General features: G+C 68.7%; 18 protein-coding genes. 11 read left to right on the top strand and 7 right to left on the bottom strand.

Annotated features, from left to right (window positions below; all coding sequences use genetic code 11):
* Window positions 1-2 precede the first annotated feature (2 nt).
* The 5 genes from ACZYVJ_RS08185 to ACZYVJ_RS08205 form a co-directional block, all read right to left on the bottom strand.
* On the bottom strand, window positions 3-1,298 hold the full coding sequence (locus tag ACZYVJ_RS08185; protein ID WP_463832900.1) for an MFS transporter: 1,296 nt from the start codon (window positions 1,296-1,298) through the stop codon (window positions 3-5).
* Window positions 1,299-1,486: 188 nt separating this feature from the next.
* Window positions 1,487-2,911 carry an acyl-CoA synthetase gene (locus ACZYVJ_RS08190; protein WP_463830545.1) on the bottom strand — a complete coding sequence of 475 codons (1,425 nt, stop codon included), beginning with the start codon at window positions 2,909-2,911 and terminating at the stop codon, window positions 1,487-1,489.
* Between the two features lie 29 nt (window positions 2,912-2,940).
* Window positions 2,941-3,849 carry an alpha/beta fold hydrolase gene (locus tag ACZYVJ_RS08195; protein ID WP_463830546.1) on the bottom strand — a complete coding sequence of 303 codons (909 nt, stop codon included), beginning with the start codon at window positions 3,847-3,849 and terminating at the stop codon, window positions 2,941-2,943.
* A 60-nt stretch (window positions 3,850-3,909) separates the two neighbouring features.
* Window positions 3,910-6,192, bottom strand: coding sequence for a CaiB/BaiF CoA transferase family protein (locus tag ACZYVJ_RS08200; RefSeq protein WP_463830547.1), 2,283 nt, complete (start codon window positions 6,190-6,192; stop codon window positions 3,910-3,912).
* Entirely contained in the window at window positions 6,189-7,649 is a 1,461-nt protein-coding gene (locus ACZYVJ_RS08205) for an aldehyde dehydrogenase family protein (protein WP_463830548.1), read from the bottom strand. Before ACZYVJ_RS08205 ends, ACZYVJ_RS08200 begins: the two co-directional genes overlap by 4 nt.
* Before the next feature lie 194 nt (window positions 7,650-7,843).
* Here ACZYVJ_RS08205 and ACZYVJ_RS08210 point away from each other — a divergent pair, with 194 nt between their 5' ends.
* Genes ACZYVJ_RS08210 through ACZYVJ_RS08250 form a run of 9 tightly spaced genes read left to right on the top strand, consistent with a single transcriptional unit; the run spans window position 7,844 to window position 15,616 of the window.
* Window positions 7,844-9,040 carry a cytochrome P450 gene (locus tag ACZYVJ_RS08210; RefSeq protein ID WP_463830549.1) on the top strand — a complete coding sequence of 399 codons (1,197 nt, stop codon included), beginning with the start codon at window positions 7,844-7,846 and terminating at the stop codon, window positions 9,038-9,040.
* Window positions 9,041-9,043: 3 nt separating this feature from the next.
* On the top strand, window positions 9,044-10,228 hold the full coding sequence (locus tag ACZYVJ_RS08215) for an acyl-CoA dehydrogenase family protein (protein WP_463830550.1): 1,185 nt from the start codon (window positions 9,044-9,046) through the stop codon (window positions 10,226-10,228).
* A 19-nt stretch (window positions 10,229-10,247) separates the two neighbouring features.
* A complete protein-coding gene (locus ACZYVJ_RS08220) occupies window positions 10,248-10,793 on the top strand; it encodes an FAS1-like dehydratase domain-containing protein (RefSeq protein WP_463830551.1) in 546 nt (181 codons plus the stop codon).
* A complete protein-coding gene (locus tag ACZYVJ_RS08225) occupies window positions 10,793-11,191 on the top strand; it encodes a Zn-ribbon domain-containing OB-fold protein (RefSeq protein ID WP_463830552.1) in 399 nt (132 codons plus the stop codon). Before ACZYVJ_RS08220 ends, ACZYVJ_RS08225 begins: the two co-directional genes overlap by 1 nt.
* A gap of 8 nt (window positions 11,192-11,199) precedes the next feature.
* Entirely contained in the window at window positions 11,200-12,312 is a 1,113-nt protein-coding gene (locus ACZYVJ_RS08230) for an acyl-CoA dehydrogenase family protein (RefSeq protein ID WP_463830553.1), read from the top strand.
* Window positions 12,309-12,764, top strand: coding sequence for a MaoC family dehydratase (locus tag ACZYVJ_RS08235; RefSeq protein WP_463830554.1), 456 nt, complete (start codon window positions 12,309-12,311; stop codon window positions 12,762-12,764). Before ACZYVJ_RS08230 ends, ACZYVJ_RS08235 begins: the two co-directional genes overlap by 4 nt.
* A complete protein-coding gene (locus ACZYVJ_RS08240) occupies window positions 12,761-13,930 on the top strand; it encodes a lipid-transfer protein (RefSeq protein ID WP_463830555.1) in 1,170 nt (389 codons plus the stop codon). The genes ACZYVJ_RS08235 and ACZYVJ_RS08240 overlap by 4 nt, the downstream gene beginning before the upstream one ends.
* Window positions 13,931-13,940: 10 nt before the next feature.
* Entirely contained in the window at window positions 13,941-15,011 is a 1,071-nt protein-coding gene (locus ACZYVJ_RS08245; protein ID WP_463830556.1) for a zinc-binding dehydrogenase, read from the top strand.
* On the top strand, window positions 15,008-15,616 hold the full coding sequence (locus tag ACZYVJ_RS08250; RefSeq protein ID WP_463830557.1) for a TetR/AcrR family transcriptional regulator: 609 nt from the start codon (window positions 15,008-15,010) through the stop codon (window positions 15,614-15,616). Before ACZYVJ_RS08245 ends, ACZYVJ_RS08250 begins: the two co-directional genes overlap by 4 nt.
* Window positions 15,617-15,714: 98 nt before the next feature.
* Here ACZYVJ_RS08250 and ACZYVJ_RS08255 read toward each other — a convergent pair whose 3' ends face one another.
* Window positions 15,715-16,674, bottom strand: a complete 960-nt coding sequence (locus ACZYVJ_RS08255) for a proline dehydrogenase family protein (protein WP_463830558.1) — start codon at window positions 16,672-16,674, stop codon at window positions 15,715-15,717.
* Window positions 16,674-18,305, bottom strand: a complete 1,632-nt coding sequence (gene pruA, locus ACZYVJ_RS08260) for an L-glutamate gamma-semialdehyde dehydrogenase (protein ID WP_463830559.1) — start codon at window positions 18,303-18,305, stop codon at window positions 16,674-16,676. The genes ACZYVJ_RS08255 and pruA overlap by 1 nt, the downstream gene beginning before the upstream one ends.
* 83 nt (window positions 18,306-18,388) lie before the next feature.
* On the opposite strand from pruA, the gene ACZYVJ_RS08265 reads away from it, so the two are divergent.
* Both ACZYVJ_RS08265 and fadD21 read left to right on the top strand, forming a co-directional pair.
* Window positions 18,389-19,984, top strand: coding sequence for a PucR family transcriptional regulator (locus ACZYVJ_RS08265; RefSeq protein WP_463830560.1), 1,596 nt, complete (start codon window positions 18,389-18,391; stop codon window positions 19,982-19,984).
* Window positions 19,985-20,050: 66 nt separating this feature from the next.
* On the top strand, window positions 20,051-21,787 hold the full coding sequence (gene fadD21, locus ACZYVJ_RS08270) for a fatty-acid--AMP ligase FAAL21/FadD21 (RefSeq protein ID WP_463830561.1): 1,737 nt from the start codon (window positions 20,051-20,053) through the stop codon (window positions 21,785-21,787).
* The last annotated feature ends 1 nt before the right edge of the window (window position 21,788 follow it).

The raw sequence follows: 21,788 nt of genomic DNA on the forward strand, positions 1-21,788 counted from the left end.
GCCTATAGGTCGGCGGGGACCCGCTCGTCGACTTCGACGGTCTGCAGCGCGGTCCCCCTGGTTTCGGGCAGCAGCGAGACGGACACGAAACTGGCCACCACGAGGGTCGCCATCATGAGCCCGATCGCCCAGCTACCGTAGATCGCCTGCAAGGTGCCCGCCAGCAGCGGCGGCACCGCGGCGCCGAGGATGCCGGCCAGGTTCATCGCCACCGCCGCACCGCTGTAGCGGTAGCGCGTGGCGAACAGCTCGGGAACGAAGGCCCCGGTGGGGCCGTTGGCCACCGCCGCGCAGGCGAACATGCCCAGGACGGCGACCGCGTACAAGACCGGGTTGCCGGTATCCATCAGCGGGATGACCACGAACGCCCACGGCAGGCACGCCGCCAGCCCGCACAGCATCACCCGGCGACGCCCGACGCGGTCGGACAGCCACGCCCCGAACGAGACGAACGCGATGCTCGTCAGCCCGCCCAAGGCGCCGACACCCCAGATGAAGCTGCGCGAGTAGCCCAGGTGGGAGTGGGCGTACATGACGAGGAAGGTGTTGCCCAGGTAGACGAAGCCCATGCCGCCCAGGAAGCAGCCCGCGACCAGCACGATCTCCCGCCGCTGCAGGCGGACCAGCTCTGCCAGCGGCGCTTTGGGCACCAGGTTGCGGGCCTTCTCCTCCACGAACAGCGGGGTCTCGTCGATGTTGAGCCGCACGTAGAGGGCGATGGCGATCAGCCCGCTGCTGATCAGGAAGGGCACCCGCCATCCCCAGTCCAGGAACGCGGGGCTGCTCTCGCCCACGGTGAGGCTGACGGCGAGAAAGGTCAGGCTGGCGAGGATGCCGGCCGTGCCGCCGCCCAGCGAGGTGAACATGCCGTACCAGCCGCGTTTGTCGGGAGGCGCGTATTCGGCGCTGAGCAGGACGGACCCGGCCCATTCGCCGCCGACGGCGAAGCCTTGCAGCAGCCGCAGGACGATGAGGATCAACGGCGCCGCGATCCCGATCGACGCCGTGTCGGGGACCAGGCCCACGCTGACCGTCGATGCGCCCATGATCAGCAGCGTGGCGACGAGGGTCTTTTTGCGGCCCAGCCGGTCGCCGAAATAGCCGAAGACGGCCGCGCCCAGCGGGCGGGACAGGAACGCCGTCGCGAACGTCGCCATCGACGCGATGGTGGCCACCGTCGGACCCAGGTGCGGAAAGAACACCGCGGGAAACACCAGCGCCGCCGCGGTCCCGTAGATCAGAAAGTCATAGAACTCGATGGCCGAACCCACCAGGCAGGCCACCGCGATCCGCCGCATGGGGGTGGGGGCGGCGGTCCCCACGGGCCGAGCGGGCTCACCCATGGCGGCCGTTCGCTGTCCGGATACATCGATGCACGGTTACGACGGTAGGTGAAGCTTCGCGGCCACGCTCGGCGCTGGAGCTGGCAAGTTGCTGCGTGTCTCGGCGCCCGGCTGACCAGCTGCTACCCGGTTTGAGCGGCCGCTCAGCCGTCGGTCAGCAGCTGCTTTTTGAGTACCTTGCCCATGGCGTTGCGCGGCAGCGCGTCCACAATGCGGACCTCGCGCGGCCGCTTGTGCACCGAAAGCTGCTGGGCCACATAGTCGATCAATGCGTCGCCGTCCGCCGATCCGACCACGAACGCGACGATCCGCTGACCCAAATCCTGGTCGGGCATCCCGACCACCGCGGCCTCCTGGACGCCCGGATGCCCGAGCAGCACCGTTTCGATCTCACCCGCGCCGATGCGGTAACCGCCGGACTTGATCAGGTCCACCGACTCGCGCCCGACGATGCGGTGCATGCCGTCGGCGTCGATCACCGCGACGTCGCCGGTGCGGTACCAGCCGTCGGAGTCGAACGCCTCGGCGGTGGCGTCCGGCCGGTTCAGGTAGCCGTCGAACATCATCGGCCCGCGCACGTGCAGCTTCCCAACGGTCTCGCCGTCATGTGGCACCAGCCCGCCGCCGTCGTCGAGCACGCGGGTCTGCACACCGGTGAGCGGCAGGCCCACCCACCCCGGGCGCCGCTCGCCGTCGGCCCGGGTGGACAGCGTGATCAGCGATTCCGACGCGCCGTAGCGTTCGATGGGCTGATGTCCGGTGAGCCCGGCCAGCCGGTCGAACACCGGAACCGGCAGCGGCGCGCTGCCGGAGACCAGCAGCCGTGCCGGGCGCAGCGCCCTGGCGGCCGCCTCGTCGTCCGCCACCCGCGACCACACCGTGGGCACCCCGAAAAAGAGCGTGCCGCCGTGGTCGGTCCCGGCCTGCGCGTAGCCCGCCGGCGTCGGCTTGCCGGTGTGAATGAAGCGATTCCCGATCCGCAGCGAGCCGAGCAGACCCAGCACCAGGCCGTGCACGTGAAAGAGCGGCAAGCCGTGCACCAGGACGTCGTCTGCGGTCCACTGCCAGGCTTGCGCGAGGGCATCGAGGTCGGCCGCGATCGCCCGCCGGCTCAACACCACGCCTTTGGGCAGCCCCGTCGTCCCCGAGGTGTAGATGATCATCGCGGTGGCCTCAGGCGACGGCTCGGCGTAGCGGTGCCAGGAGCGCGCATGCAACCGCACCGGGATGTGCGGCAGCCACTCCGACGCCGAGTCTTCTGGGGGCGCCGCCCCAAGCCAGGCCTGCACCCCGGAGTCGGTGAGCATGTGCTGGCGCTCGGCCGCGCCGACGTCGGCGGGCACCGGGACGAAGGGCACCCCGGCGATCAGGCACCCGGTGACCGCCAGCACCGTCGCGGCGGTCGGTGCGGCCAGGATGGCGACGCGGCCCGCGCCGCCGACCCGTTCGGCCACCGACGTCGCGGCGCCGGCCAGGTCGCTGCGGCTGAGCACGGTGCCGTCGATGCGCACCGCGTCGGCGACATCGTTGGCGGTGAGGACCGAAGGATCAAGCGACGCCAGCAGCACGTCAGCAGGCTACCCGGCCGCGGCGTGGGTCAGCCTTTCTCGTCCCAGATCTTCATCAGGGTGGACAGGATCTCCTCGCCGCGGCCCAGCCCCGCGAGGTGGCTTTCGCCGGGCAGTACGAACAGCTCGCAGTCGGGCAGCAACGAGACCACGTGCTGGCCATGGGCGAACGGCACGATGTGGTCGCTGTCGCCGTGCCACCACCGCACCGGGACCTTGACCTCGTCGAGCCGGAATCCCCAGTCCCGGGTGAACAGGATGATGTCGTTGAAGGGGGCCGCCAGCTGCTTGCGGCTGCCGTTGAGCAGGTCGTCCAGGAACATCGCCCCGAACTCGGGCCGGGTGAGCAGGCGCCGGTCGGCCTCCGGCGACACAGCGGCGTACAGATACAACGCGGTGCTGGCGACCGGTCGGATGGCACGGACCAAGAGGCTCGCGCCGATCCGCAGCGGGTCACCGCCCAGCTGCAGCAGCGGCGCCACCCGTTTGCCCAGGTTCATCAGGCCGCTGGTGATGCCTTCGTCGCCGAGGAACGGCGCGACGCCGCCGAGTATGCCGGCCGCGACCACCCGATCGGACAGCACCGCGGCCGACGCGAGCGCGTACGGACCACCGCCGGACAGGCCGATGACGGCCATCTTGTCGATGCCGAGCGTGTCGGCGATGGTCCGCAGGTCGTCGGCGAAGGCCCGGATGTTCTCGTAGCGGTGGGGCGTCGACGAGCCGATCCCGGGGCGGTCCAGCCCGATCAGCCGGATCTTGTGGTCTTCGGCGTACAGGCGGGCTTCGGTGGGAATCTGGCGCCGCGCGCCGGGGGTGCCGTGCAGCCAGAAGACGGCCCGGCCCTGCGGATCGCCGAACTCGGCGAAGCCGATCTGGCGGTCTTCGCCGACGGCGACGTTTCCTTCGAGTTTGGGGCGGGCGATCTCGATGACCATGTCCAGCAGCTTGGCATGTCAGGCGCGGTTCACCAAAGGGCGGCTGGGCGTTGCTGGCGGCTAGGCGTTGAGCACCCGCTCGCCGATCACCCGCCGATGACGCAGGTCCGCCACCTCTTCCTCGGACAGGCCCAGCTCACGCAGGACCTCGTCGTTGTGCTCACCGAGCGTCGGCGGCGCGGTGCGGTGGTGGTGCCGCGGTCCGGGCGTGATGCGAAAGGGCCAGCCGGGGTAGCGGTGGGGGCCGGTGATCCGGTGTTTGAGCTCCTCGTAGTAGCCGCGCGCGTCGAGCTGGGGTATGCCATACATCTGCTCGCCGGTGATCACCCGCTCGGCCGCGATCCCCTGTGCCTGAAGGGTGTCGACGATCGCCGCGGCGGTCTGCGTGCGGGTCCAGGCGGCAACGAGCTCGTCGAAGACGTCGTGGTCGATCGGCTGATCGGGCACCGACAGCGCCACCCACACGTCGTCCTCGTTGGTCGGGTAGACGCCCTGCAGGCAGCCGCGCCGACGGTTGCCCTCGCGCGGGCGCACCACGCCGGTCATCGAGTACTCGATCACCGGTTCGGCGGTGACCGCGGCGGCGACTTCGATCTGGGCTATCTCGATGAGTTGGCCGGCGCCGGTACGGTTGCGGTGCTCGAGCGCGGCCAGCAGCGCGACCCCGGCGTGCACGCCGACGATCGGATCGGCGGGACCCTGCGGGTTGCACGGCGGGCCGTCCGGGTAGCCGGTGACCGCCGACATTCCGGAGGTCTGCTCGAAGTTCAGCGCCCAGCCGACGTAGTCCCGCCACGGGCCGTGCAGGCCGTACCCGGGCATCCGCACCACGATCACGTCGGGTTTCAGCGCAGTCAGCGAGTCGTAGTCCAGACCGAAGTTTTCGACGACGCGGGGCGAGAAGTTCTCCACCACGACGTCGGCGTCGGCGGCGAGCCGCCGCGCCAGCTCGAGACCGCTCGGCGATGTCAGGTCGAGCGTGAGGTCGCGCTTGTTGAGGTTGGTGCCCTGCCAGATGGGGCTGCGCTCGTACCAGTCGTCGCCCTCGTAGGCGAAGGCCCCCGAGTAGCGGTGCCCGTCGGGCCGCTGGATCGACTCGACTTTGACGATGTCGGCGCCGAACGCCCCGAGGTAGCAGGTCAGATACGCGCCGGCCCAGAACGTGGTCAGGTCGAGCACCCGCAGCCCCGCGAAGGGCAGTGGGTCCGCCGACCGCCGCAACGCCCGGCCGTCGCCGGCCCACTTCGCGGTTCGCGACGCCCGGGAGCGCGGCGCCGGAACACGCTGCGCAACAGTGGTTTCCGAGAACCTGAACGGCGTTCCGGGGCGCCGAAATGATCCGGTTTCGACGAAGAACCGCCGCTCGGCGTATTGCGGGCACTCGAGCACGCTGGCGCCGTCGTTGACCGGGGCGGCCGGAATCCGGAGCGCCTGAGCGAGTTCCACGATCTCGGCGACGGTCTGGCCGGCCAGCACCGGCTCGGCCTTGGCGAAGAAGTCGTCACGCTCCGGCCCGCCCATCATGATCGCGAGCTGGTGCTCGCCGAACTCTGGCAGGCCGAGCATCGCGCAGACGTCCAGCCAGTGCTGACCCGTCAGGCAGTTGATGCCCACCCAGCCGTCGGCGGCCCGGACGACACCCAGCATGGGCGCCGACCGCAGGTTGGCGGGCAGGCCGAGCCGTCGCATCCGTTGCGCCATCAACATCGGATAGGGCAACGTCGACAGCAACGATTCCAGCTGGGAGACATCGACTTCGGCGACGCGGGCGTCAGGCCGCGACCGCAGGGCGGTCAGCGCACCGAGCGCGCCGTAGGCGCCGGCGACGTACTCGGCGATGCGGGCGCCGACCTGCACCGGTGGGCGCCCGGGATCCCGGGAGCTGATCCAGCCGGATGCCGCCTGCAGGGTCAGCGGTGTGCTTTTCCGGTGACGGGACGGACCGGACTGACCGAACCCAGAGATGCGTAGTAACACCAGGTTTGGGTTGATCCGCTGCAGGTCATCGACCCCGAGCCCGCAGCCCTCGAGCGTTCCGGCGCCGGCATCCTCGATCAGCAGGTGCGCCCCGGCGATGAGTTCGCGCGCGGCCGCGAGGTCTTCTTCCTCCGAAAGATCCAGCGTGGCAGTCTGTTTGCCGGCGTTCAGGTACTCGAACAGGCCGGACCGATCCGGGTCGACGATGCCCGGCGGGAAGGGGCCCCAGCGCCGCAACGGGTCGCCGGTGGGCGGCTCGATCTTGATGACCTCGGCGCCCAGGTCGACCAGGAGCTTTGCCGCGTAGGGACCCGAGATCTCGCTGGCGATTTCGACGACGTGCAGCCCCGCGACGGGTCCCGTCACGCGGGAACCCCGATGGCCATCGCTTCCATGTACTGGTGCAGCCCGCCGATTCCGCCGCCCTCGCGGCCCAGCCCGCTGAGCTTGAAGCCGCCGAAGGGCGCACCGCCGGGACTGACGCCGTTGACCGCGATTTGGCCGGTGCGGATGCGGCGCGCCACCCCGACGGCGCGGTCCACGTCCTCACCCCACACCGCACCCGAGAGTCCGTATTGCGAGTTGTTCGCGATGGCGACTGCGTCGTCGTCGTCGCGGTAGCGCAGTACGGTCAACACCGGGCCGAACACTTCCTCTTGCGCGATAGTCGAATTCGGCTCCACCTCGGACAGAATGGTCGGTTCGACGTAGTAGCCGACGTCCAGGCCGGCCGGCCGCCCGCCGCCGGTCACCAGCTTCGCCCCTTCGCTGCGCGCGCCGGCGATGTGCGCCTCGACCCGGTCGCGTTGCGCCGCACTGATCAGCGGACCCATCTGCACGTCCGGATCGGTGGGGTCGCCCACCTTGACCGCACGGGCCAATGCGGCCAGCCGATCGACGACGTCGTCGTGCAGTGAATCGGGCAACAGCAGCCGGCTGTGCAGGATGCAGGCCTGTCCGGCGTGCAGCGAACAGGATTGAAACAGCATCTGTTCCAGCATCTCGTCGGTGACGACGGCGTCACCGAGGACGATGCTGGCCGACTTTCCGCCGAGCTCCAACAGGATTCGCTTCATCGTGTCCCCGGCGGCGGACATCACCTGGCGGCCCACCACCGAGCTGCCGGTGAAGCTCACCATGTCGATGCGCGGATCGGTGGTCAGCAGCTTGGCGGCCTCGACGCCCGAGGGGGTGACCACGTTGACCACACCCGGCGGGATGTCCGTGTGCTCGTCGATGAGCCGCGCCAGCGCCAGCCCGGCCAGCGGCGTCAGCGGAGATGGCTTGAGCACGACCGTATTACCCGCGGCCAGAGCATGATTCAGTTTCATGACGTTGAGGCAGTGCGGGAAGTTCCACGGCGTCAGCACCGAAACGACGCCCAGCGGCGCGTGTCGCAGCAACGTGGTACCGGCGCTGAGGCCGGTGACCTCCTGGTCGACCAGCTGGGTCGCGAGCTGGGCGGCGTGCATGGACATGAACCCGGTGCCGTCGATCTGCATGATGCGCTCGTTGGCGATGCAGCCCCACTCCGCCTGGGACAGCGCGAAGAAATCGTCGGCGTGTTTGGTCAGCGCCTCGCCCAGTTGGTTCAGACACCCGGCGCGCTGCTCGGCGGTCATGGTGCCCCACGGTCCGCTGTCGAAGGCGCGGCGCGCGGCCGCGATCGCGTCATCGACCTGCGCGACGCTCGCGTCGGGCGCGGTGGCGATGACGGCCTCGGTGGACGGGGACAGGTCGTCGTAGCGACCGTCCTGCGGCTCGACCCACTGGCCGTCGATGTAGAGCGGGTAGGTCTGGACAAGAGCGGGCGAATCGGCCATGTTGCTTCCTCCGGTCATCTGATCATTTGGTGTACACCCCCGCGTGTCCACCGTCAATTAGCAATTGCGTGAAATCCGAGCTATTTCAATATTTTGGTGCCGTATTGACAGCACGCGGCGGCGCGGAGTAGACACAGTCGGCAGACAGATTGCACCAATCTGTCGGATCGGGTGTCCTGCGAGAGGGGCTTGCCGTGCAGACTCATCCGCCGCTGCGCTCGCCGAGCTTCCCGCTGCACTCCCCCGACTTCTACGCGGGGGACCCGTATCCCGCCTATAGGGAGCTGCGTGCGACGGCGCCGGTGTGCTGGAACGACGTCACCAACTTCTGGGCTTTGCTCAAGTACGAGGACATCCGGTTCGTCTCGAGCAACCCGGCGCTGTTCACCTCGACCCTGGGCATCACGATCCCCGATCCGCAGATGCCCAACCCGGTGCAGCAGGGCAGCCTGATCTTCACCGATCCGCCGCGGCACCGGCAGATGCGCAAGCTGATCAACTCCGGATTCACCCGACGCCGTGTTTCGGTGCTCGAGCCCAAGATCCGCGAGATTGTTCGCGGCGTTCTCGACGGCATCCAACCCGGCTCCGTGCACGAGTTCGCCGAACAGATCGCCGCTCCCCTGCCCACCCGGATGATCGCCGAGCTGATCGGCGCCCCGCCCGACGACTGGGAGCAGTTCCGCGCGTGGTCGGACGCGGCCACCGGAACCGCCGATCCGGAGATCGAGCTGGACCCGCTGGTGGCGGCCGGGCAGCTCTACGAGTACTTCCAGAAGCTGATCGCGGCCCGCCGCGTGCAACCGCGCGACGACTTGCTCTCGGTCCTGGCCGAGGCCGAAATCGACGAACACCGGCTGGACGATGACGACCTGCTCAACTTCGCCTTCCTGCTGCTGGTGGCCGGCAACGAAACCACCCGCAACCTCATCGCGCTCGGAACGCTGGCTTTGATCGCGCATCCCGACCAATACCGCCTGCTCGTCGAGGATCCCGCCCGCATCCCCCTCGCGGTCGAGGAGATGTTGCGGTGGAACAGCCCCGTGGTACACATGGCCCGCACCGCGACCGCCGACGTCGAGATCCGCGGTCAGCGGATCCGCGCCGGCGAGGTGGTGGTGATGCTCTACGGGTCGGCCAACCGGGACGAGGACGTTTTCGGTCCCGACTCCGAGGAGTTCAACGTGACCCGTCACCCGAACCCGCACATCGCCTTCGGCTGTGGTGAACATTCTTGTGTGGGTGCACAATTGGCACGACTGGAGGCGACGGTGCTCTTCGAGGAGTTGCTGCCCCGGTTCCCCGCCATGGAGCTGGTGGGCGAGGTGGATCGGATGCGGGCCACCATGGTGCCCGGGGTGAAACGCATGCCGGTGCGGATGGGGGCCTGAGCAATGGACCTGGAATACACGCCAGAGCAATGCACGCTGCGCACCGAGATCCGCGCGACGCTGGAGACCGTGATGACGCCGGAACGCGTCGCCGCGGTCAGCGAGCGGATGGAGGGCGGTCCCGAGGTGCGCGAATGCGTCCGCGCCCTGGCGGCGGCCAACCTGCTGGGCGTTGGATGGCCTAAAGAATATGGCGGACAAGGGTTCTCGGCCATAGAGCAATTCATCTTCTCCGAGGAGGCGCGCCGGGTCAGCGCCCCCATTCCGCTGGTGACGCTCAACACCGTCGGCCCGACGTTGATGCACTACGGCACCGAGGAGCAGAAGCAGCGGTTTCTGCCGGCGATCCTGGACGGCTCCGTGGAGTTCGCCATCGGCTACTCCGAGCCGGGCGCGGGCAGCGACCTGGCCTCGGTGCGGACGACGGCCGTGCGCGTCGGTGATGAGTATGTGATCAACGGCCAGAAGATGTTCACCAGCGGCGCCGCCTACGCCGACTACATCTGGCTGGCCGTGCGCACCGATCCGGATGCCAAGAAACACAAGGGCATGTCCATCCTCATCGTGCCGACCTCCTCGCCCGGATTCTCCTGGCAGCCGCTGCACACCATGCCGGGCATCTCGACCTTCTACACCTTCTACGACGAGGTGCGGGTGCCGGTCAGCGCGCTGGTGGGCGAGGAGAACCAGGGCTGGCAGCTGATCACCACGCAGTTGAACTTCGAACGCGCCGCCCTGGGCAATCTCGGCGCGCTCGAGCCACTGTTCGAGAAGACGCTGGATTGGGCCGTCACCACCGAGCTCGACGGTGGCCGCGTCATCGACCAGCCCTGGGTGCAATCGGCGCTGGCCCGGGTCGAAGCCCAAGTCGCCGCATACAAGCTCGTCAATCTGCGAGTGAACGCGGCGATGACCAAGGGGGTGCTGAGCATGGGCGAGGCGTCGGCGGCCAAGGTGTTCGGCACCGAGCTCACCCAGCAGGTCGCCCGGGAGCTGCTCGAGGTGCTGGACGGCAACGGGGTGCGGCGCGGCGCCGAGGCTCCGCTGCGCGGCGCGCTGGAATCCGCCTACCGCCAAGCCGTCATCAATACGTTCGGGGGCGGCGCCAACGAGATCCAACGTGACATCATCGCCATGGCCGGGTTGGGCATGCCCCGGGCACCGCGCGACCTTCGGGCCGCGAAATAGCAAGGAGGACAGGACTGTCGTGACCGACTCAGAAACCGTCAGCGCCAAGGTGCGGGCCCTCGTCGGCCAGCCGACGGGTGGCACCGGAAAGCCCTCGCTGGCGCCGGACCCGGTGAACCAGCCGATGATCCGGCACTGGGCGTACGCGATGGCCGACATGAACCCCGTCTACATCGATCCGGAGTTCGCCGCGTCGTCACGGTTCGGCGGCATCGTGTCGCCGCCGGTGATGCTGCAGACCTGGACCATGCCGTCGCCGAAGCTGGAGGGAATCGGCGAGCGCGGTGGGGCGCCGGTCGAGATCCACAGCAACCCAACGGCGTTCCTCGACGAGGCCGGCTACACCAGCACGGTGGCCACGAATTCGGAGTTCGAGATCGAGCGGTATCCCAGGCTGGGCGACGTGATCAGCGCGACGACCGTCTACGAGTCGGTCTCCGAGGAGAAGAAGACGGCGCTGGGCACCGGGTTCTTCCTGACCTGGCTCACGACCTACACCGACCAGAACGGCGAGGTGTTGGGACGCCAGCGATTCCGGGTGCTGCGCTTCAGGCCGGCCAGCTGATGGCGGCCCGTCTGGCTCCGGCGATCACCGCAGACACGGAATTCTTCTGGAATGGGTTGCGGGAGAACAAACTCCTGATCCAGCGCTGCGCCGGCTGCGGGCAGCTGCGTCACCCGCCCCGCCCGATGTGCCCCCACTGCCGCTCGCTGGAGTGGGAGTCCATCGAGTCGTCGGGACGCGGCACCGTCTTCAGCTACGTGATGCCGCACGAGCCGAAGTTTCCGTTCTTCGAGTACCCCTACGTGGTCGTGCTGGTGGAACTCGAGGAGGGGGTGCGGCTGGTGTCCAACCTGACCGGCATCGACCCGGCCGACGTGACGCCCGGAATGCCGGTCGAGGTCTACTACCAAACCTTCGACAACGACCTGGTGCTGCACCAGTTCCGGCCGAGCGCCTAGGCCCCGTCATGGACTTCTCGTTCACCGAAGAGCAGGAGACGATCGCCAAGCTCGCCCGCGACCTGTTCGGGCGCCGCGCCACCCCGGAACGGCTGACCGAGCTGGAGGCCGGCGACACCCGCCACGACGCCGCGCTGTGGGAAGAGCTGGCCGCCGCCGACCTGCTGGGCACCGCGCTGCCGGAGTCGGTCGGAGGCAACGGCGGTGGCTTCGTGGAGCTCGGGGTGCTGCTGGCCGAGGTCGGATACAGCGTCGCGCCGGTTCCCGGCTACGCCACGCTGGTGCTGGGCGCCGACCCGATCGCCCGGCACGGCAGCCACGAACAACAGCAACGGTTCCTGCCCGGCGTGGTCACCGGATCCCGCATCCTGACAGCGGGATTGGTCGAACCCGGCCGTTCGGATCCGGCTCGCCCGGCCACCACCGCACGCCGTGACGGCCCGAATTGGCGCCTCGACGGCGTCAAGGAGTTGGTGCCGGCCGCCCAACTCGCCGACACGTTGCTGATTCCCGCCGCACTTGACGACGGCACCGTGGGCCTGTTCCTCCTCGCCGCCGACGCCGCCGGCGCCGAGATCCGCCCGGTGCCCACCACGAACCGCGAACCGCACGCGGACGTATTCCTCGATGGCGCCATCGTTTCCGCGGCCGACGTGATCGCCGGCGCCGGGGTGGTCGAGGCGCTCTATACCCGGGCCCTGGTGGCGCTGTGCGCAATCCAGCTGGGTGTCGCGGAGCGGGCGCTGTGGATCGCCGCCGAATACACCACGGGGCGTGAGCAATTCGGGCGTCCGATCGGCAGCTTCCAGGCGGTGCAGCAGCGCATGGCCGACGCCTTCATCGACGTCGAGGCGATCCGGTGGACCACCTGGCAGGCGGCCTGGCTGATCGCACACGGGCGCCCGGCTGACCGGGCGGCGCGCATCGCGAAATTCTGGGCTGCCGAGGCCGGCGCACGCGTGGCCGCCACCGCCCAGCACGTCCACGGCGGCATCGGCATCGACGTCACCTATCCCCTGCACCGCTATTTCCTGTGGGCCAAGCACAACGAGCTGACCCTCGGTCCGGCTTCGGCGCAGCTGGCCCACCTCGGCGCAACCTATTCGGAAGGACCCGCATGACGACTACCACCGGCCGGACCACCACCCTGCGATGGCAGGACATCGCGAAGGGCGACGAGGTCACACCGCTCGAAATCCCGATCACCACAACGATGATCGTCGCTGGCGCGATCGCCTCCCGCGACTTCATGCCGGTGCACCACGACCGCGATTACGCCAAGCAGCAGGGCTCACCCAACCTGTTCATGAACATCCTGACCACCAACGGCTACTGCGTGCGCTTCCTCACCGACTGGGCCGGACCCGAGGCGATGGTGAAGAACCTCTCGATTCGCCTTGGCGTGCCGTGCTTCCCGGACGACCCGCTGCGGTTCACCGGCAGCGTCACCGGCAAGACCGCGGGCTCAGCTGGTGAGAACTTCGTCGAGGTGACCTTCACCGGCGCCAACAGCCTGGGCGACCACGTGTCCGGCACCGCGGTGCTCAGCCTGCTCGACGGGTACCAGGCATGAGCCGGACGCTCCCGGGCGCCGCGGCCATCGTCGGGATAGGCCAGACGGAGTTCTCCAAGGAATCCGGGCGCAGCGAGCTGCAATTGGCGTGCGAGGCGGTCAGTGCCGCACTCGACGACGCCGGCCTGGCGCCCAGTGACGTCGACGGCATGGTCACGTTCACCATGGATTCCAGCGACGAGATCGACATCGCGCGCAATGTGGGCATCGGCGACCTGAGGTTCTTTTCCCGCGTGCACCACGGCGGCGGGGCGGCCGCCGGCACCGTCGTGCATGCGGCGATGGCCGTCGCCACCGGCGTCGCCGACGTGGTGGTGTGCTGGCGCGCGTTCAACGAACGATCCGGCTTCCGGTTCGGTGGCAGCGGCCGCAGCATGGCCGAAACGCCGTTGTTCATGGCGCATTACGCGCCGTTCGGGCTGCTCACGCCCGCGGCCTGGGTCGCGGTGCACGCCCAGCGCTACATGTCGACGTACGGCGTCACCAACGAGGACTTCGGCAGGATCGCCGTCGTCGACCGCAAGCACGCGGCGACCAACCCGGACGCCTGGTTCTACCAACGCCCGATCACCCTGCAAGACCACCAGAACTCGCGCTGGATAGTCGAACCCGTGCTGCGCCTGCTGGATTGCTGCCAGGAGAGCGACGGCGGCGTCGCGCTGGTCATCACCAGCGCCGAGCGCGCCCGCGACCTGCGCCAGCCGCCGGCCATCATCACCGCGGCCGCCCAGGGCGCGGCCGACAACGGCGAGATGATGACCAGCTATTACCGCGACGAGATCACCGGGCTGCCCGAGATGGGCGTGGTGGGCCGCCAGCTGTGGCGCGACTCGGGCCTCAAGCCGCAAGACATCCAAACCGCCTTCATCTATGACCATTTCACGCCGTTCGTGTTCGCCCAGCTCGAGGAGCTCGGGTTCTGCGGGCGCGGGGAGGCCAAGGACTTCGCCACCGTCGAGCGGCTGTCACTGGGTGGGGAATTCCCCATCAACACCAACGGTGGCCTGCTCGGCGAGGCCTACATCCACGGCATGAACGGCATCACCGAGGGGGTGCGTCAGGTGCGCGGCACGTCACACAACCAGGTCGACAACGTCGAACACGTGCTGGTCACGTCCGGAACCGGCGTGCCGACCAGCGGCCTGATTCTCGCACCGGCCGGCTAGGGGGACCGTCATGCCGAGGCTCGCGCTCCTGACCGCCCACGGCGGGCCCATCGAGCTGGCCGAATTCCCGTTGACCACACCGGCGCCGGGCACCGCCGCGCTGCGGCTGCGGATGGCCGGCATCTGCGGATCCGACCTGCACATCTTCCGCGGCGAGCTGCCGCTGCCGTGCCCGTTCGCCATGGGCCACGAAATGGTCGGTGAGATAGCCGAACTCGGCGAGGGCCTGACCGCCGACGCGACCGGAAAGCCGTTGGCCGTCGGCGATCGTGTGGTGGCGCCGTACTTTTGGTTCTGCGGCAGCTGTCACGCGTGCGCGCGTGGACGCTCGTATGCCTGCCAGAACCTGATGGCCGGCGAGTACCGCACCCACGAGCAGGCGCCGCACTTCGTCGCCGCCTACGGCGAGTACTACTACACCAGCCGCCGGCAGCCGTTGTACAAGGTTCCCGCAGACCTGCCCGACGAGGCCGTCGCACCGCTGAATTGCGCGCTCGCCCAAGTGCTTTTCGCGCTGCGCGATGTGCGGCTCGGGGACACCGTCGTCATTCAGGGTGCTGGCGGGCTGGGCATCAACGCCGCCGCCGTGGCGCGGACGGCGGGCGCCGCCGCGGTCATCGTCATCGACAAGATCGCCGAACGACTCGACGTCGCCGCCGACTTCGGCGCCACCCACTGCATCGACGCCGGGGGGATCTCGGCCGCCGAAGTCACCGAGCGGGTGCGCGAGCACACCGACGGTATCGGCGCGGACTGGGTGCTCGAGGTCGTGGGCGTGCCGGGCGTCATCCCGGAAGGGATCGGGTTTCTCAACAACGGCGGAACGTTACTCGAGGTCGGCAACGTCGGGATGGGGCGCACCTTCGAGCTCGACCCGAGCGCGTTGGTCTACGGCAACAAGTCCGTGCGCGGCGTGATGCTCTACGATCCGGTGACCCTGGCCACCGGCCTATCGTTTCTGCAGCACACCAGTTTTCCGTTCGAGCGGCTGATGCCCAAGCCGTTCCATCTGGTCGACGTCAACGCCGCGTTCGCGTCGGCCGATGCCGGGCTCGTCCCTCGGGGGGCGTTGATTCCGTGACGACGCAAGCGACTCAGCTGACCGACACCCGCGAGCTCATCGTGGAGTCGGCGTTCGAGTGCTTCGGCAAGCAGGGGTTGCAGAAGGCGACCATCGTCGACATCGCCAAGCGGGCCGGGGTGTCCCGCAGCACCATCTACGAATACTTCTCCGACAAGGCGTCCATCGTCGAGGCGTGCGCCGAACACGCGTCCGAGCGCTTCTATCGCGAGATGACAAAGGCGATGGACCGTGGCGGCACGCTCGAGGACAAGCTGTGTTCGGCGGCGGTCTTCGTCACTCAGGCGCGACGGGTCATCGCCTCCGAGAAGTACTTCGACGAGGATGCGATCAGCCTGCTGCTGACCAAGGACGCGGGCGTGCTGCTGCGCGAATGCGTCGAGTTCTTCGCCCCCTACCTGTCGGCCGCCCGGCTCACCGGCGAGGTGCGCAAGGACCTCGACATCGAAGCCGCCGGTGAATGGTTCGCGCGCATACTCTTTTCACTGTTCAGCACGCCGTCCTCGACGCTCGACATGGACGATCCGGAGGTGGCGGCGGAATTCGTTCGGGCCCACGTGGTGCGCGGCTTCGCCAGCGAGCGCCCGCGCCCCCGCCGCGGTTAGCCACGGTGTGCGTCCACGGCGTTGAGGGTGTGCTTCCGTGGCGGGGATTGTCGGCGTGTCGCCGCCCGGTGTTCACACTCGACGCCAACGCTTCACACTCAGCGGCGGTGCGCCAGTGCCCGCAGGAAGAACGTCAAATTGGCCGGGCGTTCGGCCAGCCGCCGCATGAAGTAGCCATACCACTGGGTACCGAACGGTACGTACACCCGCACCCGGTCCCCGGCCGCGGCCAGGCGCCGCTGCTCGTCATCGCGGATGCCATAGAGCATCTGGTATTCGAATTCGCCGCCTCGACGGCCCGATTCGCGCACCATATCGGGCACCGCGGCGATGATCTCCGGGTCGTGGGTGGCCACCATCGGGTAGCCGGACCCGGCCATCAGCACCCGAAGGCAAGCCAGATACGAGTCGGTGACCTCGGCCGGCTCGCGGTAGGCCAGCGAGGCCGGTTCGTCGTAGGCGCCCTTGCACAGCCGAACCCGGGCGCCGGAGGCGGCGAATTCCTCGCAGTCATCCAGGGTGCGCCGCAGATACGCCTGCAAAACCAGGCCCAGCCAGGGGAATTCGGCGCGCAGGTCGCGCACGATGCGTAGCGTCGAATCGGTGGTGGTGTGATTCTCCGCGTCCACCGCCACCCACACGCCCGCACGCTGGGCGGCGTCGCAGATCGACCATGCGTTCTCCCGCGCGATCTTGTGCCCGTCGCGCTCCAGCGACTGCCCCAGCGCCGACAGCTTGACCGAGACTTCCAGGGGTCGCACACCCGCGAAATCGCCGGAGCCACCCAGCCTTTCGATCAGATCCAGGTAGGTCCGCACCACCGCGTCGGCGTCGTCGGCGTTGGCGACGTCCTCGCCCAGATAATCGATACTGACGAATCGGCCCGAATCGCGAAGCACCGCGACGCTGTTCAGCACGGAATCGGTGGTCTCCCCGGGAACGAATCGGCGCACCACCTTACGGGTCACCGTCAGCCGTTCGGCGGTTCGGCGCAACCCTTCGCGGCGGCTCGCGGCCAGGATCGCCGGGCGCAGGGTGGTGGCGAACAGTCCGGCCATCACTCGGCGCCCATGTGCGGATAGGTGTGATCGGTCGCCGGGACGAAGGTTTCCTTGATGGTGCGAGCCGACGTCCAGCGCAACATGTTCAGCATCGACCCGGCCTTGTCGTTGGTGCCCGAGCCACGTGATCCCCCGAACGGCTGACGCCCGACGACCGCGCCGGTCGGCTTGTCGTTGACGTAGAAGTTCCCGGCGGCGAACCGCAACCGGTCCTGCGCGGTCAGCACGGCGGCGCGGTCGTCGGCGATGACCGCGCCGGTCAGCGCGTACCGTGACCCTGTGTCGACGACGTCGAGGATTCGCTCGTAATCGTGGTCGGGGTATACGTGCACCGACAGCAGCGGGCCGAAGTATTCCGTCGCGAACGACTCGTCGGTCGGGTCATCGGACAGCAATACCGTGGGTCGGACGAAATAGCCTTCGCTGTCGTCGTATTCGCCGCCGACGGCGATGGTGACGTGCGGGGCGCCCTTGGCCCGTTCGATGGCGTCGACGTTCTTGATGAAGGCGCGCCGGTCGATCAGCGCTCCGCCGTAATTGGTCAGGTCGGTCACGTCGCCGTAGCGCAGCGTGGCGGTCTTGCCCAGGAAGTCGTCACCCATGCGGCGCCACACCGACTGCGCGACGAAGGCGCGCGACGCGGCCGAGCATTTCTGTCCCTGGTAGTCGAACGCGCCGCGAATCAGCGCCGTGCCCAACACCTCCGGGCGCGCCGAGGCGTGCGCGACGACGAAGTCTTTGCCGCCGGTCTCGCCGACCAGCCGCGGATAGCTGTGATAGCGGCCGATATTGGCGCCCACCTGCTGCCACAAATGCTGGAAGGTGGCCGTGGACCCGGTGAAGTGGATGCCCGCCAGCCGCGGGTCGGCCAGTGCCACATCGGAAACGGCGAGGCCGTCGCCGGTGACCAGGTTGATCACCCCGGGCGGCAGCCCCGCGGCCTCGAGCAGCTGCATGGTCAGATACGCCGACAGCGTCTGGGTGATCGACGGCTTCCACACCACGGTGTTGCCCATCAGCGCCGGCGCCGTCGGCAGGTTGCCCGCGATCGAGGTGAAATTGAACGGCGTGATCGCGTACACGAAGCCGTCCAGCGGGCGGTACTCGCTGCGATTCCACTCCCCCGGCCCGCTGATCGGCTGCTGCGCCAGGATCTGTCGCGCGAACGCCACGTTGAATCGCCAGAAGTCGATCTGCTCGCACGGTGAATCGATCTCGGCCTGATAGACCGACTTGGATTGGCCGAGCATCGTCGCGGCGGCGACCTTCTCCCGCCACGGCCCGGCCAGCAGGTCGGCGGCGCGCAGGAACACCGCCGCCCGCTCGTCGAAGGGCAGTGCAGCCCACGGGCGTTTCGCGGCCATCGCGGCCTCGATCGCCGCCGTCGCCTCCGCGTGCCCGGCGTTGGTCAGGGTGCCCAGCTTCGCGGCGTGCCGGTGTGGCTGGACGACGTCGATGCGTTCACCGTCGCCCATCCGGTGGGCGCCGCCGATGACATGCGGCAGGTCGATCGGGCCATCGGCCAGGGCGGCCAGTGCGGCGCGGAGCCGGGCGCGTTCCGGCGAGTGTGGCGCATAGTCGTGGACCGGCTCGTTGGCCGGCATTGGGACCTGGGTTATCGCGTCCATGCTGCAAGGATCCTCGCGGCGGCCCCACGAAGAATTAGCCGATCGGACAATAGAGGCCGGTAGTCATAGTAGAATTGGACAACATGGCCGGTGTGGGGCTGGGGCAGCTGTTACTCGCGCTGGACGCAACCCTGGTGAGCCTGGTCGAGGCGCCCCGTGGCCTGGACCTGCCGGTGGGGTCGGCGGCGCTGATCGACTCCGACGACGTGCGGCTCGGGCTGGCGGCCGCCGCGGGCTCGGCCGATGTCTTCTTCCTGCTGGGGGTCGCCGAAGACGAGGCGCTGCGGTGGGTGGACAACCAGGCGCGCGACCGCGTGCCGGTGGCCATCTTCGTCAAAGAGCCGTCGAATGCGTTGGTGGCCAAGGCCGTTGCGGCCGGCTCGGCCGTGGTGGCCGCCGATCCGCGGGCCCGCTGGGAGCGGCTCTATCAGTTGGTCAACCACGTCCTGGAGCATCACGGGGACCGCGCGGACGCGACCGACGACTCGGGCACCGACCTGTTCGGGTTGGCGCAGTCGCTCGCCGACCGCATTCACGGCATGGTCAGCATCGAAAACGCCCAATCGCACGTCCTGGCCTATTCCGCCTCCAACGACGAAGCCGACGAGCTGCGCCGCCTTTCCATCCTGGGCAGGGCCGGCCCGCCCGAGCACCTGGAGTGGATCGGCCAATGGGGCATCTTCGATGCGCTGCGGTCGGGCGGCGACGTCGTGCGCGTCGCCGAGCGGCCCGAGTTGGGGCTGCGCCCGCGGCTGGCCGTCGGCATCCACCGGCCCGCACCGGACGCGCGGCGGCCGCCGGTGTTCGCCGGCACCATCTGGGTCCAGCAGGGCTCGCAACCACTGGCCGACGACGCCGAGGAGATGTTGCGGGGTGCCGCCGTGCTGGCCGCGCGCATCATGTCGCGGCTGGCGGCCCGGCCGTCCACGCATGCCCGGCGGGTGCAGCAACTCCTCGGCCTCGCCGATGCGGAGACCCTCGCGCATGTCGACGTTGCTGCGGTTGCCGGCGAGCTCGGCCTGGCCGCCGACGGCGACGCGGCGCTGATCGGTTGGGACGCGACGGACGGCTCACCCGGTCACGGTCGACTCGCCGATGTTATCGCGCTGAGCGCCAGCGCTTTTCGCGCTGACGCCCAGGTCGCCTCGAACGGCGCGCGCACGTATGTACTCCTCCCCCAGACACGCAACCGTTCGGTCACCTCGTGGGTGCGCGGAACCATCGGCGCCATGCGCGACGAGCTCGGGGTGCAGCTACGGACGGCCATCGCCGCACCGGTCGCCGGCCTGGCCGGGATTGCCGCGGCGCGCATCGAGGTGGACCGCGTGCTGGACAGCGCTGAGCGGCACCCGATTTCGTTCGGGCAGGTCACGTCGTTGGCCGAGGCGCGCACCGCCGTCCTGCTCGACGAAATCGTGACCCTGGTCGGCAGCGACGAGCGATTGATCGATCCGCGAATCGTGGCGCTGCGCGACGACGATCCGGTGCTGGCCGAGACTTTGCGGGCCTATCTGGACGCCTTCGGCGACATCGCGGCGGCCGCACAAGCGTTGCGGGTGCATCCGAATACGGTTCGCTACCGCGTTCGGCGGATCGAGAAATTGTTGTCGACGTCGCTGGCCGATCCCGAGGTGCGGCTGTTGTTTTCGTTGGGGTTACGGGTGCTGGAAAGCCGTTGACCCGCTCGCCTTCCCGGGCATGGCGGCCGGCATGAACGAAAATCCGGAAGCGGTACCCTAGCCCGCATGCAGAGTACGTCGGTTGTCTCCCTATTGCGGGAACGCGCCGGTCTGCAACCCGACGACTTGGCGTTCCGGTATACCGATTACGAGCAGGACTGGGCCGGCGTCACCGAGACCCTGACGTGGGCACAGCTGTACCAGCGAACGCTGAACGTTGCGCGCGAGGTCAAGCGGCATGGCACCACCGGGGACCGCGCCGTCGTCCTCGCCCCCCAGGGCCTGCCCTACATCGTGGCGTTCCTGGGCGCGATCCAGGCCGGGCTGATCGCGGTTCCGCTCCCGGTCCCGCAGCCGGGCTCGCATGACGAGCGCGTTGCCGCGGTCCTGGCGGACACCGCACCAACCGTGGTCCTCACCACGTCGGCGGCCGCCGCGACCGTCAACGACTACCTGCAGCGGCCGGAGTCGCCCGCCCCGGCGGTCATCGCCGTCGACGCGCTGGACCTGGATGATCCGAATTCGTCGAGCATCCGGATCAGCGGCGCCCCGAGCATCGCCTACCTGCAGTACACGTCGGGCTCCACGCGCCTTCCGGCCGGCGTCATGGTTTCGCACCGCAACCTGCAGGTGAACTTCCAGCAATTGATGGCCGCGTACTTTCCCGACTTCAACGGGGTGGCCCCGCGCGACACCGTCTGCGTGTCGTGGCTGCCCTTCTACCACGACATGGGGTTGGTGCAGGGCGTCATCGCACCGATCCTGGGTGGCTACCTGGGCGATGTGACGAGCCCGGTCGCGTTCCTGCAGCGCCCGGCGCGCTGGATCCACGCGATGTCCCAAACCAATCCGGTCTTCTCCGCCGCGCCGAACTTCGCGTTCGAGCTGGCGGTCCGCAAGACCACCGAGGACGACCTGGCCGGACTCGACCTGGGCAACGTCATCAGCATCGTCAGCGGCGCCGAACGGATCCATCCCGCCACGCTCGACCGGTTCTGTAAACGGTTCGCGCCGTACAACTTTCGTGAGCACATGATGCAGCCCTCCTATGGGTTGGCCGAAGCCACCGTCTACGTGGCAAGCCGCGCACAGGGCGCCGCCCCACACGTCGTCCACTTCGAACCGGGGCAGCTGTCGCAGGGCAAGGCGCAGCGGTGCCCGGCGGAGACCGGCTCACCGCTGCTGAGTTACGGCACGCCGACGTCGCCGATGGTGCGGATCGTCGACCCCGACACCAGCACTCAGTGCCCGGCCGGGACGGTCGGTGAGATCTGGGTCAGCGGCGAGAACGTCGCCGACGGCTACTGGCAGAAGCCGGTGGAAACCCGGCGCACCTTCGGCGGCGCCTTGGCCGACGCGTCGCCCGGCACCCCCGAAGGCCCGTGGCTGCGCACCGGCGACCTCGGATTCATCTGCGAGGACGAGATATTCATCGTGGGCCGGATGAAAGATCTGCTGATCGTCTACGGGCGCAACCACTATCCCGAGGACATCGAGTCGACGGTGCAGCGGATCACCGGCGGCCGGGTCGCGGCGATCTCGGTTTCCGTGGACGAGACCGAAAAGCTGGTCACTATCATCGAATTCAAAAAGCGCGGCGATTCCGACGAAGCCGCGAAGCGCAACCTCGACACCGTCAAGAACGACGTCACCGCGGCGATATCGAACTCGCACGGGCTCAACGTCGCCGATCTGGTGCTGGTGGCACCGGGATCGATTCCCACCACGACCAGCGGCAAGATCCGGCGGGCCGCATGCGTCGAGCAGTACCGCCGCCGGCAATTCACCCGGCTGGACGCTTAGC

This window comes from Mycobacterium sp. IDUB_3, assembly GCF_055419585.1.

What these genes read in the sequence shown, in the direction of transcription:
- ACZYVJ_RS08185 (WP_463832900.1), bottom strand. Translation starts at nt 1,298, where the DNA reads ATGCGGCGGATCGCGGTGGCCTGCCTGGTGGGTTCGGCCATCGAGTTC.
- ACZYVJ_RS08195 (WP_463830546.1), bottom strand. Translation starts at nt 3,849, where the DNA reads ATGGTCATCGAGATCGCCCGCCCCAAACTCGAAGGAAACGTCGCCGTC.
- ACZYVJ_RS08205 (WP_463830548.1), bottom strand. Translation starts at nt 7,649, where the DNA reads ATGGCCGATTCGCCCGCTCTTGTCCAGACCTACCCGCTCTACATCGAC.
- ACZYVJ_RS08215 (WP_463830550.1), top strand. Translation starts at nt 9,044, where the DNA reads ATGGACCTGGAATACACGCCAGAGCAATGCACGCTGCGCACCGAGATC.
- ACZYVJ_RS08225 (WP_463830552.1), top strand. Translation starts at nt 10,793, where the DNA reads ATGGCGGCCCGTCTGGCTCCGGCGATCACCGCAGACACGGAATTCTTC.
- ACZYVJ_RS08230 (WP_463830553.1), top strand. Translation starts at nt 11,200, where the DNA reads ATGGACTTCTCGTTCACCGAAGAGCAGGAGACGATCGCCAAGCTCGCC.
- ACZYVJ_RS08235 (WP_463830554.1), top strand. Translation starts at nt 12,309, where the DNA reads ATGACGACTACCACCGGCCGGACCACCACCCTGCGATGGCAGGACATC.
- ACZYVJ_RS08240 (WP_463830555.1), top strand. Translation starts at nt 12,761, where the DNA reads ATGAGCCGGACGCTCCCGGGCGCCGCGGCCATCGTCGGGATAGGCCAG.
- ACZYVJ_RS08245 (WP_463830556.1), top strand. Translation starts at nt 13,941, where the DNA reads ATGCCGAGGCTCGCGCTCCTGACCGCCCACGGCGGGCCCATCGAGCTG.
- ACZYVJ_RS08255 (WP_463830558.1), bottom strand. Translation starts at nt 16,674, where the DNA reads ATGGCCGGACTGTTCGCCACCACCCTGCGCCCGGCGATCCTGGCCGCG.
- pruA (WP_463830559.1), bottom strand. Translation starts at nt 18,305, where the DNA reads ATGGACGCGATAACCCAGGTCCCAATGCCGGCCAACGAGCCGGTCCAC.
- ACZYVJ_RS08265 (WP_463830560.1), top strand. Translation starts at nt 18,389, where the DNA reads ATGGCCGGTGTGGGGCTGGGGCAGCTGTTACTCGCGCTGGACGCAACC.
- fadD21 (WP_463830561.1), top strand. Translation starts at nt 20,051, where the DNA reads ATGCAGAGTACGTCGGTTGTCTCCCTATTGCGGGAACGCGCCGGTCTG.